Annotated in this window: 13 protein-coding genes, 2 tRNA genes and 1 other RNA gene; 8 read left to right on the forward strand and 8 right to left on the reverse strand. The window is 65.8% G+C overall.

The features are described from left to right. Positions 1-90: 90 nt before the first annotated feature. Positions 91-176: transfer RNA gene (locus M3G14_RS01860), tRNA-Ser, on the reverse strand. 126 nt (positions 177-302) lie between these two features. Here M3G14_RS01860 and ffs point away from each other — a divergent pair. Together ffs and M3G14_RS01870 are read left to right on the forward strand one after the other, a co-directional pair. Further along, positions 303-401, forward strand: an RNA gene (ffs, locus tag M3G14_RS01865) — signal recognition particle sRNA small type. A gap of 268 nt (positions 402-669) precedes the next feature. Beyond that, positions 670-1,167, forward strand: coding sequence for a ferritin (locus M3G14_RS01870; protein WP_259924313.1), 498 nt, complete (start codon positions 670-672; stop codon positions 1,165-1,167). Here the strand turns inward: M3G14_RS01870 and gluQRS are convergent. Then, on the reverse strand, positions 1,164-2,069 hold the full coding sequence (gluQRS, locus tag M3G14_RS01875; protein ID WP_259924314.1) for a tRNA glutamyl-Q(34) synthetase GluQRS: 906 nt from the start codon (positions 2,067-2,069) through the stop codon (positions 1,164-1,166). The two genes, M3G14_RS01870 and gluQRS, sit on opposite strands and share 4 nt — an antisense overlap. A 38-nt stretch (positions 2,070-2,107) precedes the next feature. On the opposite strand from gluQRS, the gene M3G14_RS01880 reads away from it, so the two are divergent. From M3G14_RS01880 to M3G14_RS01900, 5 genes are all read left to right on the forward strand, one after another. Next, a complete protein-coding gene (locus tag M3G14_RS01880; protein WP_259924315.1) occupies positions 2,108-2,770 on the forward strand; it encodes a queuosine precursor transporter in 663 nt (220 codons plus the stop codon). Between the two features lie 130 nt (positions 2,771-2,900). Beyond that, a complete protein-coding gene (locus tag M3G14_RS01885) occupies positions 2,901-3,074 on the forward strand; it encodes an antitoxin (protein WP_259924316.1) in 174 nt (57 codons plus the stop codon). Between the two features lie 199 nt (positions 3,075-3,273). After that, on the forward strand, positions 3,274-4,653 hold the full coding sequence (locus tag M3G14_RS01890; RefSeq protein WP_259924317.1) for a TetR/AcrR family transcriptional regulator: 1,380 nt from the start codon (positions 3,274-3,276) through the stop codon (positions 4,651-4,653). A 24-nt stretch (positions 4,654-4,677) separates the two neighbouring features. After that, complete coding sequence (locus tag M3G14_RS01895) at positions 4,678-5,415, forward strand: ABC transporter ATP-binding protein (RefSeq protein WP_259924318.1); 738 nt, start codon at positions 4,678-4,680, stop codon at positions 5,413-5,415. A 3-nt stretch (positions 5,416-5,418) separates the two neighbouring features. After that, positions 5,419-7,953, forward strand: coding sequence for an FtsX-like permease family protein (locus tag M3G14_RS01900; RefSeq protein ID WP_311201339.1), 2,535 nt, complete (start codon positions 5,419-5,421; stop codon positions 7,951-7,953). 29 nt (positions 7,954-7,982) lie between these two features. Here M3G14_RS01900 and tgt read toward each other — a convergent pair whose 3' ends face one another. The 6 genes from tgt to M3G14_RS01930 all read right to left on the reverse strand — a co-directional run bounded on the left by tgt (position 7,983) and on the right by M3G14_RS01930 (position 13,146). Beyond that, complete coding sequence (gene tgt, locus M3G14_RS01905; protein WP_259924319.1) at positions 7,983-9,233, reverse strand: tRNA guanosine(34) transglycosylase Tgt; 1,251 nt, start codon at positions 9,231-9,233, stop codon at positions 7,983-7,985. Further along, positions 9,230-11,647 (reverse strand): MMPL family transporter, encoded by a 2,418-nt coding sequence (locus M3G14_RS01910; RefSeq protein ID WP_259924320.1) that lies wholly within the window; start codon positions 11,645-11,647, stop codon positions 9,230-9,232. The genes tgt and M3G14_RS01910 overlap by 4 nt, the downstream gene beginning before the upstream one ends. Positions 11,648-11,790: 143 nt before the next feature. Then, a tRNA-Ser gene (locus M3G14_RS01915) sits at positions 11,791-11,878 on the reverse strand. A 41-nt stretch (positions 11,879-11,919) separates the two neighbouring features. Next, positions 11,920-12,132, reverse strand: coding sequence for a CsbD family protein (locus tag M3G14_RS01920; RefSeq protein ID WP_259924321.1), 213 nt, complete (start codon positions 12,130-12,132; stop codon positions 11,920-11,922). A gap of 65 nt (positions 12,133-12,197) precedes the next feature. Then, the gene (locus M3G14_RS01925; RefSeq protein WP_259924322.1) at positions 12,198-12,665 is read right to left on the reverse strand and encodes a nucleoside deaminase; all 468 of its coding nucleotides are present in this window, start codon (positions 12,663-12,665) and stop codon (positions 12,198-12,200) included. Further along, a complete protein-coding gene (locus M3G14_RS01930) occupies positions 12,655-13,146 on the reverse strand; it encodes a tRNA adenosine deaminase-associated protein (protein WP_259924323.1) in 492 nt (163 codons plus the stop codon). The genes M3G14_RS01925 and M3G14_RS01930 overlap by 11 nt, the downstream gene beginning before the upstream one ends. 42 nt (positions 13,147-13,188) lie before the next feature. Here M3G14_RS01930 and M3G14_RS01935 point away from each other — a divergent pair, with 42 nt between their 5' ends. Beyond that, positions 13,189-14,214: a prephenate dehydrogenase gene (locus tag M3G14_RS01935; RefSeq protein ID WP_259924324.1), complete on the forward strand. Its 1,026-nt coding sequence runs from the start codon at positions 13,189-13,191 to the stop codon at positions 14,212-14,214. The last annotated feature ends 1 nt before the right edge of the window (position 14,215 follow it).

Below are 14,215 nucleotides of genomic sequence, written 5' to 3' on the forward strand. Positions count from 1 at the left end.
CCGGTGCCTTGGAAAAATAAAAACCAAGACACCGGTTTGTCCACCATGTCGCGACTGAGTTGTCAACTATGTCGCGACTGAGGACAGCTGCGGAGGATGTGGGATTTGAACCCACGAGGGTATTGCTACCCGCACGCGTTCCAGGCGTGTGACATAGGCCGCTAGTCGAATCCTCCAATGAGTAACGCTCACAGCGTCGGTGCAATACTTTAGCGCAAGCGTCTTGCCACTCCAAAACCGCAGCACATGGGACTACACATGCAAAGGTTTGGAGCTTGCGCGGCGTGTTCGCTACAGTGTTGGGCAGGATCCCACGCGGTGCTTATCTTGTGAACTCCCCCAGGGCGGGAACGCAGCAAGGGTCAGCGAGCTCTGGCAGGTGCGTGGGGTCCCCTTAGTTTTTGTGGGGGTTATATCGGGGCGGGGTTTATCGACACAATGTGCACTTTCCGCACCTCCTTTGGCGAGCCAAGATCGATGCCCTGGCCGTCAACGCTCCGATCCAGCACCTGATCCAAACGGAGCTAGCTCCATTTGGACCGACCAACGGCACGGCAGGTCGCCAAAGATGTAGACGTAAAATTTGTCACACGCTCCTCACATCATTTCATTTCCAACTAAGCTTGGTGCCCTACCGTCCCAGCAAATCAAACGGAAGGCACGATCACCATGGACGCAAAGCTTCGCGACGTTATGAACAACCAGGTCACCGACGAGTACCTGGCCGCGTACCTCTACCGCCACCTGGCCAACGAGATGGACGCGTTGTCCTTTCCAGGCATGAGCAACTGGTTCGCTGAACAGGCACGGGAAGAGTGCGACCACGCGATGAAGTTCACCCAGCACCTTCTGGACCGCGGCGAGCGCGTCGAGCTGAAGAGCATCGAGATTGACGCACCGAAGATTTCCTCCCCGGTCGAGGCCTTCAAGGCAGCGCTGGAGCACGAGAAGAAGGTCTCTGAGGCGATCCGCACCATCACCCGCGTCGCCGACGAGGTGGGCGACCTGGAGTCCCGCAGCCTGCTGACCTGGTTCCTCGACGAGCAGGTCGGCGAGGAGTCCTCGGTCAGCGAGATCATCGATCAGCTCGAGCTCGTCGGCTCGGACGGCTCCGGCATCCTGCGCATCGACGCAGCGCTTGGCACCCGCCAGAGCGCAGACAACTAGTCCTCCCAGACCCAGGGTTCGCGCGGCAGCGCCCCTGGGTCGAAGTGTGTCAGTAGCCCATGCACGCTCTCTACGCCGGGGCAACCAAGCGAGGCAGCAATCTGGCCGACCACCTCGCCAATTTCCCGCTCGCGCAGCATCTCCCGCAGCGTCACGGCACCGTCGCGCTTGGCCAGCCGGCGACCTGCGGCGTTGACCACGAGCGGCACGTGCACGTACTCCGGTTGCGCATACCCCAGCAGGTGCGCCAAGTAGGCCTGCGCGGGCGCAGAAAACAGCAGGTCGTCGCCGCGCACGATTTGGTCGATGCCCTGCTCGCCGTCGTCGACAACCACGGCGAGGTTGTACGCCCAATCGCCGGCCTGTGCCTGGTTGAGGTTGCCGCCGCGGCGCAGAATGACGTCGTCAATCGGCCCAAGCACCTCGCCGGCGTACACGTCGCGCACCTTCCATTCCGCGGACGCAGCGCGCAGCCGCAGGGCGGGCATGCGCCCCTGCTCGGCGAGCTCCGCGCGCTTGGCTTCGCGCTGCGCTTCTGAAAGATTGCGGCAGGTCCCGGGGTACATCCCGGGCTGGGCGTGCGGGGCGCTCGCGGCCTCGCGGATGTCGCGGCGGGTGCAGTAGCACTCGTAGACGTCGAGTGCGTCCAGCGCGGCGCGGTAGCGCTCGTGGTTGTCGGACTGGTAGGTCACCGGCGGGTCGAACGTCAGCCCCAGCGCCTCGAGGTCTGCGATCTGGCGCGCGGCGGCGTCCATGCTGGATCGCTCCGAGTCGATATCCTCGATGCGCAGGTAGCACGCTCGATCAGTCTGGCGGGCAAAGAGCCAGGCGAGTACCGCGGTACGCAGGTTGCCAAAGTGCAGGTCGCCGCTCGGCGAGGGCGCGTATCTTCCAGCAGACATGGCCCCGAGACTACTTCCCTGTGGTTGAATACTGACTCGTGACACCTCCTGCCTCCTCATCGCCCGCCGCCCGCTCGCCATATCCGGTGCTGCTCGCGGTGTTTTGCGCCGTCTTTCTCATCTCCAACATCACGGCCCAGAAGGGCGTGGAATTGGGGCCTTTGATTACCGACGGAGCGTTCTTCCTCTTCCCCATCTCCTACGTCATCGGCGACGTGATCGCTGAGGTCTACGGCTTCAAGGCGGCCCGCCGCGCCGTCTTTACCGGCTTCGGCATCGCCGTCCTGGCTGTGCTGTCGTTCTACATCGCAATCTGGCTGCCCCCGGCAGGTTTCTACGACATGCAGGACACCTTCGCCGCCGTACTCGGCCTGGTGCCGCAGATCGTGCTGGCCTCGCTCGCCGGCTATGTGGTGGGCCAGCTCTCAAATGCGTGGGTCCTGCAGAAGATGAAGGACCGCTTCGGCGTGGGGCGCCTGTGGGCACGCCTGATCGGCTCGACCGTCGTCGGCGAATTCTTGGACACGCTGCTGTTCTGCGCCATCGCCGCCAGCGTGATTGGGATCGCCACCCCGGGCGACTTCATCAACTATGTCCTGGTCGGCTTCCTGTGGAAGACGCTGATTGAGGTTGTGCTGTTGCCTCTGACGTATCCGACGATTGCGTGGGTGCGTGGCGTCGAGAAGCATCAGGCAGGCTGAAGAAGGTAACGATTTCCTTACAACTTACGGCTGCGGTCGACGCGGGCGCTTGGCGTCGTTATGTTGGGGCACGTTGGTTCCCGCAAGGGGGCAAACGGATTAGTAGATACTCAACGAAAGGATTAGCGCAATGGGCATTATTGATAAGGCAAAGGGTGCAATGAACTCCGACAAGGGCGAGCAGGTTACGGACCAGGGCCTGGACAAGGCTGCGGACGCTGCGAAGGGCAAGCTGGGCGAGGACAAGGCCGACAAGATCGACCAGGCTCGCGACGCTGCCGACCGCAAGCTGGGTAACGAGTAAGCGCTCGTCCAACTTCTCCCCCCGATTGGGTCTCACACTTCCCACAGCGTGAGACCCAATCGGCCTATTTGTGGGATTTCCGCGCATTTCCGCCCGGAACTAAATCCACGGTTAATCGGTGCTGAGCGGCGCTTGAAAAACGCCCCATACACGCCCGATGCAATGGGGAAACGCTCCACCGAAGGTTAAACTTGTAGACGTGAATACACAAGATCCCTCCGCGCCCCCCGCCGGTTCAGTCGAGCACAGGCTCCTGGACCAGGCCTTACAAATCCTCGGCCGCGGCGACAAGAAGGCGCTTACGCTGCAGCGCACCGCCGAGCAGGCAGATATCCCGCTCGAAGAGGCCCGCGCGCTCTATACAGATGACGCGACCCTCTACGCCGAGGTCAGCCGCTTCCTCGATGAGCGCCTACGTGTGTTCGCCGACCGCGAGCTGGCAAAGCTCCCAGCGGACGTGCCGATCATCAAGCAGGTGTTGGCCAACGCCACCGGCTACTTCAACGCAGCGTTGGATAACCCGACCTACTTTGCGGCCTACAGCCACTCGCAGGTCGTCGAGGACTTTCCCAATTTCGAGGAGCAGATCGAGCGCCCCTTAAATCCGGACGCCTTCCCGGCGATCACCGCGCGCGTGCTCAACCTCATCCTCGAGGCGACCCGCCAGCTCGAGGTGCCGATCCAGGAAGACCTGATCATCACCGGCACCCTCGCCCTGCTCGCCGAGACGCACGGGCTTGCGCACCTCGCCACCTTCGGCATCATGCGCCACCTCTCGCCGACGGCGAAGCGCCAGACCTTCCAGGCCGCCATGGGCTCACTGCTCTCCGGCTTGTGCAACACCCTGGCCGAAGGCAACATCGTGCACTTCGACCCGGAAACCATCCCCGGCGAGATCTCCAAGCCGTGGACCACTCTGGCGAAGGATCTGCCGCGGGAGACGAAGGAGGACATCCGCGAGGCCATTCTGCGCGGCGCGGCCGAGGAGGTCGTGGCGGCGGGCCTCGACGGCTTCACCCTCAAAAAGGCGGCGCAGCGGGCGGACATCGCGTTTAACACCGCCACCCAGCTTTTCGACGGCGACCAGGCGCTGCTGCGCGAACTCGAGATCCACCTTGACGAGGCAAATACCCAGGCCATCGTCCGCCAGGCCGCGAGCGTCCCCGAAGGCTCGCCTGCGCTGACCGCCATCAAGGCCGCCGGCTTCGGCTACATCGACTACGCGCTGGCGGACCCAACCGGCTTCGTCGCGCTGATCGAGATTTCCAGCCGCTCCATCGTCCCCGTCTCCTTCGACGACGAGGGCGGCATGGCCCAGCCCTTCGACATGGGCAAGGCGTTCACCTACCTGATGAACATCGTCCGCGACGCCATCTCCGAGTCCGAAGGACCGCGCTCCACCTGGGTGCTTTACACCCAGATGATGTCGCTGTGGGGCGCCGCGCACGGCATCGCCCAGCTCGCCACGATCGGCGTCCTGCGCTACACCTCGCCAGAGTTCGGCTTCCGGGTCAGCTCCCGCGTCATGGATATCGGGCTGCGCGGCATGATCAACGCCTTGGAGTTGCGCGAGCCCTAATCGCGGCGTGCCACAATAGGCAGCATGGAACGTGCAGCAGTGCCCGCCGCCCGGGCGGTCGACTTGGTCAAAACCTACGGCGAGGGCTCCACGAAGGTCCGCGCGCTCGACGGCGTCAACGTGGAGTTCCGCCGGGGCGAATTCACCGCCATCATGGGCCCCTCCGGCTCCGGCAAGTCGACGCTGATGCACGTGATGGCCGGCCTCGACTCGCCCACCTCCGGTGAGGTCTTCCTCGGCGACACGGAGCTCTCCTCGCTTCACGACGGGGCGTTGACCACCCTACGGCGCGACCGCCTCGGCTTCATCTTCCAGTCCTTCAACCTGGTACCGACCTTGACTGCGGCGGAAAACATCACGCTGCCCACGGATATCGCCGGCGGCACCATCGACGAGGACTGGTTTGCGCAGATCACCCACCGTCTCGGCCTAGACGAGCGGCTTAACCACCGCCCCGCCGAACTCTCGGGCGGCCAGCAGCAGCGCGTGGCCTGCGCCCGCGCGTTGGTTTCGCGCCCGGAGATCATCTTCGGCGACGAGCCGACCGGCAACCTCGACTCCAACTCCTCTACAGAGGTCTTGCGGATCCTGCGCACCGCGGTCGACAGCGACGACCAGACCGTCGTCATCGTCACCCACGACGCGCGCGCCGCCTCCTTCGCCGACCGCGTCATCTTCCTGCGCGACGGCGCCATTATCGACGAGCTCGCACACCCCACCATGGACGCCATCCTGCAGGTCATGGCCGGAATCGAGGGGTAGCGCATGCGTCCGATGACGAAAGTGTCGCTGCGCAACGTGGCGGCCCACAAGCTCCGCCTTGCCCTGACCGTGCTCTCCGTCGTGCTCGGTACCGCATTCCTCTCCGGCGCACTGATGTTTACCGCCATGCTGTCGACCACCTTCGACTCGGCGGTGGGCACTGTCTTAGATGGCACGGACGCGGTGGTCGAGGGGCCGCTCTCTCGGGAGGAAGCCGACGAGATCGCGGACGATCCCGTCGTGGCCCGCACCAATCTTTTCGCCGAAAAGTCTATTGTCGCAGCTCGCGAGGATGAAGAAGCCATCCAGATGAAGATGGGTGCCTCCCGGCTTGGCCTCTACTACGGCCCCGACGAGGCCGTCGGCGAGCCCACCGAGTTGGTCAGTGGCCGGGCGCCGGAGGCGCTCGGCGAGGCCGTAGTCAACCGCAACGGCGCGGAAAACTACGGCATCGCGCTCGGCGAGCACCTGATCCTGGTCGATCGAGACGGTCGACAGGACGTCACCGTGACCGGGTTCTACGACCACGAGCTCGCGCAGCAGTCCTCCCTACTCTTCCGGGTCACCCCGGACACGTACACGGAGTACTACACCCAGGGCGACACGGTGCCCGCGCTCACCGTTGCCGGCGACAACACCGAGCCCGCAGCCCTCGTGGATACGCTGCGCGCGGCACACCCCGACTTGGAGATCAACACGGGCGAATCCGTGGCGGAGGAAACCAGCAAGCAAATCCGCGAAGCCTTGAGCTTTGTCAGCTACTTCCTCATCGCCTTCGCGCTCGTCGGGCTGCTGGTGGGCACGTTCCTCATCGCGAATACCTTCTCCATGATCGTGGCGCAGCGCACCAAGGAGTTCGCGCTCCTGCGCGCAATTGGCGCCACCCGGGGTCAGATCACGCGCTCCGTCGCGCTGGAATCCGCGCTCGTGGGCGCGCTCGGTTCCGTGCTCGGCGTCGCCGGCGGGGTGGGACTGGTCGCCGCGATCAAGGTGGCGATGCGCGCGTACGGCATGGAGCTTCCCGACACCGGCCTCGGCCTGACCTGGCAAGCAGTCCTTGTGCCCCTGGTCGTAGGCACCGTGGTCACGGTCTGCTCCGCGCTCGCACCGGCCCGCCGCGCCGGCAGGGTCCGCCCGGTTGAAGCGATGCGCGCCAGCGAGTCCGCAACCCCGCAACCGCTCAAGGCACGCACGATCGTCGGGCTCGTCCTCGTTGCACTCGGCGTCGCTACCGCGGCCGTCGCCATGGGCTGGGAAGACGGTTCGACCGGGCGCCGCGCCGCACTCGTGGGGGCCGCCGCGCTCGCCGCGATTAGCGGCCTATTCCTCGCAGGTCCTGCGCTCAGCCTGCCGGTGGTGCCGCCGTTCGGGCGGGCGATCGGGCTGCCTTTCGGGGCCGTCGGAAAGCTGGCGTCCACGAACACGAGCCGCAACCCGCGCCGCACCGCCACCACCGCCTTCGCGCTCATGCTGGGCATCGCGCTAGTGACCGTAATCGGGATGCTGGGCGCGAGCATGAAGCACTCGGTCGACGACATGGCGAAGAGCGAGTTCAGCGCCGACTACGTCCTCTACGGCCCTGAGCTCGGATCCTTCCCCGTGCCCAGCGATCTGCCGGAGCGGCTTGCCGACGTCCCCGGGGTCGGCACCATCACCAGCTACAGCCAAGCACCGGTGACGGTGGACGGCGAGTACGGCCACCAGCTGGGTCGGATGGGAGCCACCGACCTCATCAACGGCGACACCGCCGACCTCCTCCAGCTCAACATGGTGGAAGGCTCCGCGGACCTGAACGGCGACACGCTCATCGCGCCCTCCCACATCGCCGCCGAGCGCGGCTGGCAGGTCGGTGACACGCTCGAGCTCGCCGCGCCCGGCGTCTCCACCGAAACCACGACGGTGACCGTCGGCGGCATCTTCGAGGACTCCAACGTGCTGCAGACCTTCGTCGTCTCCGCGCAGGCCGCCGCGAAGGTGGCGACGTGGAAGGCGGAGACGATCCTGATGGTGGGCGTCGGCGGTGACGGTAGCGTGGACGTCGAAAAGCTGCGCGCAAACCTCGAGGACGCTGTGCGCCACGACATCGTGGTGCAGGTCCGCTCCGCCGAAGACGCAGCAGGTGAGGCCGGAGCGCTCATCGACCAGATGCTGTTCATCCTCTACGCACTACTCTCGCTTGCCGTGATCATCGCGGTGCTGGGCATCATCAACACGCTCACGCTGTCTGTCATCGAGCGCCGCCAGGAGATCGGCATGCTGCGCGCGGTGGGCACGCAGCGCAGGCAGGTGCGCACCATGATCACGCTCGAGTCGGTGCAGATGTCCGTCTTCGGTGCCGTCCTCGGCGTGCTCCTCGGGCTGGGACTCGGCTGGGCCTTCCTCACCGTGCTCGAGAGCCAGGGCATGTCCGCGATCATCGTGCCCACGCGCATGATCGGCATCGTGCTCCTCGGCTCTCTCGTCGTGGGCGTGCTCGCCGCGCTCTGGCCGGCCCGGCGCGCAGCTGCGACCGGTCCGCTGGAGGCAATCGCCGACTAACTTTTCAGCGAAAAGTTCGTTATCCCTGGTCACTTGCGCGCATTCGCGTAGTACCGCCCCATGAACTCGTCGCGGTACGCCTCGTAGTCGCCGGCGTCGATGGCCGCGCGGATGTTGTCCACGAGCCGGATCATGAACTCCAGGTTGTGGATGGTGCACAGGGTGCCGGCCAAGAACTCCTTCGCCTTGAGCAGGTGGTGAATGTAGGCGCGGGAGTAGTTCTCGGAGACGTAGCCGCCGAACTCTTCGTCCACGCCGGCAAAGTCGCGTTTGAAGCGGGCCCCGGCGAGGTTCATGCGGCCGTCGAGCGTGTACACACCTCCGCGGCGGCCCAGCCGGGTCGGGGCGACGCAGTCGAAGGTGTCCGCGCCTGCCTCGACGGCGGTAAAAATGTCATCCGGTTCCGAGATGCCCAGCAGGTGGCGGGGCTTGTCCGCAGGAAGCTCGTCGGTGACCCAGCTGACGATGGTGCCCAGGTTTTCCTTTTCCAGCGCGCCGCCGATGCCGAAGCCGCCGAAGCCGCGCTTGCCCTCCTCGCGGGCCGCGCGGTCAAGCTCTAACAGGCCGCGGGTCGCCTGGCGGCGCAGATCCTCGTACTGCGCGCCCTGGACCACTCCCCACAGCGACTGCAGCGGCTTACCGGCACGAGCGCGGGTAAGCCGGTCGTGCTCTTCCAGGCAGCGCTTCGCCCAGCGGCGGGTGCGCTCCACGGAGTGTTCCTGGTACTGGCGGGTATCTACCAGGGTCGTCAGCTCATCGAAGGCGAACATGATGTCGGCACCGAGCTGGTGCTGGATCTGCATGCTCACCTCCGGGGTGAAGCGGTGGGAGGAGCCATCGATGAAGGACTTGAAGTCGACGCCGTCGTCGTCCACGCGCGCCATGCGGTCCTTGTTCGCGGCGCGGATGTCGCTTTCGTGCAGGTCGGCGACGTCCATGGCCAGCACCTTCTTAAAGCCCACGCCCAGGCTCATGACCTGGAAGCCGCCGGAATCGGTGTAGGTAGGCCCGTGCCAGTTTTCAAAGGCGGCGACCCCGCCTGCCTCGTCGACGATGTCCGGGCCCGGCTGCAGGTACAAGTGGTAGGCGTTGGACAGGATGGCCTGGGCGCCGGTGCCGCGGATCTGCTCCGGTGTCAGCGTCTTCACCGTGGCTTTCGTGGCCACCGGGATAAACGCGGGTGTGTGGATATCGCCGTGCGGGGTGTGGATCGTGCCGGTGCGGGCGCGGCCCAGCTCGGTGTTGACGTCAAAGGAAAGATCTGTGTGCATCGGGCTCATCGGGCGGGCTCCAATTCTTCGGGGGTGGCTCTGTGGTCCTCAAACTCGCGCTCCAGGCCCGCACCCTCCACGTCCACGTGCGGAAGGACCCGATCCAGCCAGCGGGGCATCCACCAGGTGGAGCGCCCCAGAAGGAACATGGTGGCGGGGACGAGGGACATGCGTACGAAGAAGGCGTCGAAAAGCACGGCGGCTCCGAGCGCGAAGCCGAAGATCTGAATGAACGGCAGCGGCTGATTGATGAAGGCGACGAACACCGCAATCATGATGATCGCGGCGGCGGTGACCACGCGCGCGCCCTGCACGAAGCCCTCGACGGTGGCGTGGTGCACTGCATTGATCTCTGCGTCCGGGTCGCCGGCGCGGCGCAGCTTGAGGTAGTGCTCGCGCATGCGGGTGACCAGGAAGACTTGGTAGTCCATGGCCAGGCCGAAGGTGACGCCGATGAGGAAGATGGGCAGGAACGACAGGATGGGCCCCGGCGTGTTGACCAGGCCGAACAGGCCTTCCTGCCAGAACAGGACGGTCACGCCGAAGGCCGCGCCGACGGAAAGCAAGAAGCCCAGGCCCGCCACCAGCGGGACCATGATGGAGCGGAACACGATCATCAGGAGCAGGATCGCCAGGCCCACCACGATCGCCAGGTAGAGCGGCATCGCCTCGCTGAGCTCCTCGGTGATGTCCATCTGCACCGCCGTCAGCCCGGTCAGCCCGATGGTCACGCCGGTCGCGTCCTCGACCTCGTGCAGCGTCTGGCGCAGGCCGTGTGCCACATCGAGGGTGTACTCCTCCTCCGGGCCGCCCTGCGGGTGCGCGACCATCTGCGCGGCGGTCATGTCCTCGTTGACGCCGATGAGCTGCGCGTGCTCGATCCCGTTGACGGTGCCGGCCTGCCCAACCGCGTACATAAACGAGGCCAGCGCGGCCTTCTCCGCGCCGCCCGTGTCGTCGGGAATCGCGTCCATGTAGGGCTGCAGGCTTTCCGACGAGGGGTCGGCCGCATGCGCGTCCACCACAATCAAAAACGGGGCATTCACCCCCGGGCCGAAGCCCTCGGCCATGAGGTCGGCGGATTTGCGCTGCGTGGTGTCCAGGTTGGAAGTAGTGTCAGACGGCAGCGCCATCTCTAGGTTGAGTACAGGCGAGGACAGTGCGCCCAACCCCAGCACCACAAGTGCCATGACCGCGGCCGGGAAGCGGCGCACGAAGTTGACCCAGCTGCGCCCCATCGACTTTTCGTCCAAATCTTTCGCCGGACGCTTTCCCGGGCCTGCGTGCCCGGCGATCCCCGGGATGCGCCCGGCGAAGGCGCGCTCGCCCCACAAACCCAGCAGCGCGGGAAGCAGCGTGAGCGCCACCAAGACCGAGACCAGCACCGTGAAGGCGGCGGCCAGGCCCATCCAGGACAAGAACTCGATCCCGGCGAGCACGAGCGCCACGAGCGCGACAAAGACGGTGGTGCCGGCGAAGACGACCGAGGAGCCCGCAGTACCGACCGCCATGCCGGCGGCCTCGGGACCGGGCAGCGTGCGGCGCTCCTGCCGGTAGCGCGAAAGGATGAACAGTGCGTAGTCGATGCCCACGGCCAGCCCGATCATCACGGCCAGCACCGGTGTCACGTCGTTGAGCTCGACCCAGTGCGTAGTGAGCACAATCGTCAGCGCGCCGATGCCCACGCCCACAATCGCGGTGACAATCGGCATTGTCGACGCCGCGAACGACCCAAACGTGACCAGCAGGACCAAGAAGGCCACGCCGATACCGATGAGCTCCGAAGTCGTATTGATCTCGATCGGGTCGCCGAAACCGGCACCACCGGCCTCCACTTCCAGGCCCGCCTCGCGGCCGAGCTCCATCGCCTCGTTGACCACGTCCCGGTCCGCCTGCTCCACCGACATGGAGGACTCCGCGCCGAACTCGAAGGTGGTGTAGCCAATCCGCCCGTCGTCCGAGACCATGCGCAGGTTGTAGGCATCCGCCTTCGCCGTTTCCTCCGGCAGGCCCATCTCCGTCATCTGGCCGACGATGGTGTCCTTGAGCTCGGCATTCACCGCCACCGGGTTACCAAAGCGCTCAGTGCCGGTCAGGCCTTCCAGGTTGTCGCGAATGTAGCCGACGGTGTCATCCATCGCCTCCATGTACTCGGGCTCGTCGAGCGTACGGCCCTCCGGGGCCGCAAAGACCAAGTTCACGCCCGGCGCAGTTGCGACATTGCCCTGCCCGGGGAAGTTCTCCTCCAGCGTGTCGAGCGCGGAAATCGCCGGGGTACCCGAAATCGCGAACTCGGAGGTAAACGGGCGCATGAGCGAAAGCGCCCCGCCCGCAGTTGCGCCCAGGATAAGCAGCCAGGCCACGATGACCCGCCACTTGTGCAGGAACGACCACCGCCCCAGACGGAAGAGAAGCTTCGCCACAGATCACACGGCCCTTCGAATGCTTAGGTTATACAAACGCGTGCAAGTACTCGGCCCATCATAGTGGGCGAGGCACGCGGGCCAAAGGGGCAAAGCAAAAAGTGGCGCACCCCCGAGGTTGCCCTGGGGTGCGCCACTGCCTTTGGCGGTAGCGGCGGGATTTGAACCCGCGGAGGTTTTACCCTCACTCGCTTTCGAGGCGAGTACCTTCGGCCGCTCGGACACGCTACCGCCAAACAGAATAACGGTTGGGCGTGCCCGGCACCAAATCCCTAGTTCTCGCCGTCGACCTTGTCCTGGACCTTGCCAGCAACCTCGTTGAACTTGTCCTTGACTGCGTCGCCCGCATCCTCGAGCTTCTCGCGGACATTGCCGGAGAGCTGGTCAGCCTTGCCCTCGTTGGACAGCTTCTCGTTGTCGGTCAAATCGCCAGCGGTCTCCTTGGCCTTGCCCTTGAGCTGGTCTGCCTTCTCGTCGAAACCCATGTCAATGCTCCTTACACAAAATTTCTTGGACTCTTTCGTCTCCCACCCTACTCGCGGAAGCGTTCTCACCGCAGCGCACCGAAGAACTCCCCGAGCAGCGCCGCGGCCTCATCCGCCAGCACCCCACCGCGGACTTCCACGGTGTGGAGGTGGCGGGGGGTTCGCAGGGCGTCGAAAAGCGAGCCGACGGCCCCCGTCTTTGGCTCCCACGCGCCGAAGACCAGCGACTGTATGCGCGCGCCGAGGATCGCCCCCGCGCACATCGTGCACGGCTCGAGGGTAACCACCAGCTCGCAGCCGTCGAGCCGCCACGTGCCGAGTTCGCGAGCAGCAGCACGAATCGCCTCGACCTCCGCGTGCGCGGTAGGGTCGCCATCGGCGTCGCGCCGGTTCACGCCGCGGCCCACGATCCGACCGTCGGGGGCGTAGACGAGCGCGGCCACCGGCACGTCGCCCGGCGGAGTGTCAGCGGCCAGGGCGAGCGCTTCCCGCATGCGCGCCTCGGCCCGGCGCTGCGGCGCGCTAGTCGTCATCCCCGAGCGCGTCGGCCAGCTCGTCGCCGAAGCCCAGCTCATCAGCCAGCATGAACGCGAGGTCTTCCGGGTCGGCGTCCTCGTCTAAAAGCACGCTGAGCTGCTCGTTGGACAACCCCAGGTCTGCAAAAATGTCGAAGTCGCCGTCGGCCCACGCATCCACCATGTCCAGCTCGTCCGGGTCGATCTCGGGCGCGTCGAGCCCCGCCTCGCCGAGCACTTCCTCGGCGAACTCGTCATCGACGGCCATCGTTGCGTCGGAAAGCAGCACCAGCGCCCGCGCGGGCCCCGGCCGCAGCACCACCAGGTAGTCGTCCTCCACATTGAGCATCGCAAATGCGGGCCCCTCGTTGCGCAAGGCACGCACCGCGCTTATCGACGCCCCCACGTCCCAAAACTTGTCCTCATACTCCCGGACCTGCCACGCACCCTCGTGCCGCGCCACCGTGACGGCCCAGCCGCCCGCGTAATCCTCGCTCATGCTCGCCCACAGTAGTCGGCACACAGACGCAATGTCATTAGAATGAAGCGTGTGAACCAAAGCACCCGCCTCAAACCAGTCTGCATCATCGGCCTCGGGCTCATCGGCGGCTCCATGCTGCGCGACCTCGTCGCCCAAGGGCACACCGCCTACGGCTACACCCACTCGCGCAACGGCACCCGCGCCGCGCAGCGCGACGGCTTCGACGCGAGCAATTCGCTTGTCGACGTACTCACGCGCGCCCAGGCCGACGATGCCCTTATCGTCATCGCCGTCCCCTTCGACGCGGTCGCCGAGATCCTCGACGCGATCCAGCTCCACGCGCCTGATTGCGGAATTACCGACGTCGTCTCGGTGAAGAAACCGGTCTACGAGCTCGTCCTCGCCCGCGGCATGGGCGATCGCTACGTGGGTGGCCACCCGATGGCGGGTACCGAGCACTCCGGCTGGGTCGCCTCGAAGGAGGGCCTGTTCCACCACGCCGCGTGGGTCGTCACATACGACTACGCCCTCGAGGTGGACCGCGTACCCGACTGCTGGTCCGCGCTGTTCGCCCAGGTATGCAAGCTCGCCGCCACTACCGGCGCGGAGGCCGTCCCTGTGCGCGTCACGCCCCACGACGAGGCCGTAGCGCGGGTGTCCCACCTGCCCCACGTCCTAGCGGAATCACTGGCGATTGTGGGCGATAAGGGCGGCACGCTCGCCCAGTCCTTGGCCGCCGGGTCCTTCAAGAGCGCGACCCGCGTCGCCGGCACCGACCCCGCACTCGTGCGAAATATGTGCGAGACCAACGCGGAGTCCCTGGTCCGCGTCCTCGACGAGTACATCGAACTGCTGGCCACCGCGCGCCAGGACCTGTCCGGCCCCGCACCGTCGATGAAGCAGCTTTCCGAGACCGGACACCGCGCCCACACGCGCATGAACGCCCGCTCGGGCGCGCGCCGCGAGTCCGTCTCCCCCATCAAGATCTCCTCGCGTCCGGTGATGCGCCTGCACCCCGGCGCACCGGGGTGGGTGCAGCAGCTCAAGCAGATCGAGTCGCTCGGCGGCCGCGTCGAGGTGTTCTAAC

Source organism: Corynebacterium sp. p3-SID1056, from assembly GCF_025152525.1.
GTDB lineage: Bacteria > Actinomycetota > Actinomycetes > Mycobacteriales > Mycobacteriaceae > Corynebacterium.

Excerpts from the sequence above, each read along its gene's own strand:
- M3G14_RS01885 (WP_259924316.1), top strand. The coding sequence starts at position 2,901 with ATGGGCATTATTGATAAGGCAAAGGGTGCAATGAACTCCGACAAGGGC.
- M3G14_RS01930 (WP_259924323.1), bottom strand. The coding sequence starts at position 13,146 with ATGAGCGAGGATTACGCGGGCGGCTGGGCCGTCACGGTGGCGCGGCAC.
- gluQRS (WP_259924314.1), bottom strand. The coding sequence starts at position 2,069 with ATGTCTGCTGGAAGATACGCGCCCTCGCCGAGCGGCGACCTGCACTTT.
- tgt (WP_259924319.1), bottom strand. The coding sequence starts at position 9,233 with ATGAGCCCGATGCACACAGATCTTTCCTTTGACGTCAACACCGAGCTG.
- M3G14_RS01925 (WP_259924322.1), bottom strand. The coding sequence starts at position 12,665 with ATGACGACTAGCGCGCCGCAGCGCCGGGCCGAGGCGCGCATGCGGGAA.
- M3G14_RS01920 (WP_259924321.1), bottom strand. The coding sequence starts at position 12,132 with ATGGGTTTCGACGAGAAGGCAGACCAGCTCAAGGGCAAGGCCAAGGAG.
- M3G14_RS01895 (WP_259924318.1), top strand. The coding sequence starts at position 4,678 with ATGGAACGTGCAGCAGTGCCCGCCGCCCGGGCGGTCGACTTGGTCAAA.
- M3G14_RS01900 (WP_311201339.1), top strand. The coding sequence starts at position 5,419 with ATGCGTCCGATGACGAAAGTGTCGCTGCGCAACGTGGCGGCCCACAAG.
- M3G14_RS01870 (WP_259924313.1), top strand. The coding sequence starts at position 670 with ATGGACGCAAAGCTTCGCGACGTTATGAACAACCAGGTCACCGACGAG.
- M3G14_RS01935 (WP_259924324.1), top strand. The coding sequence starts at position 13,189 with ATGAAGCGTGTGAACCAAAGCACCCGCCTCAAACCAGTCTGCATCATC.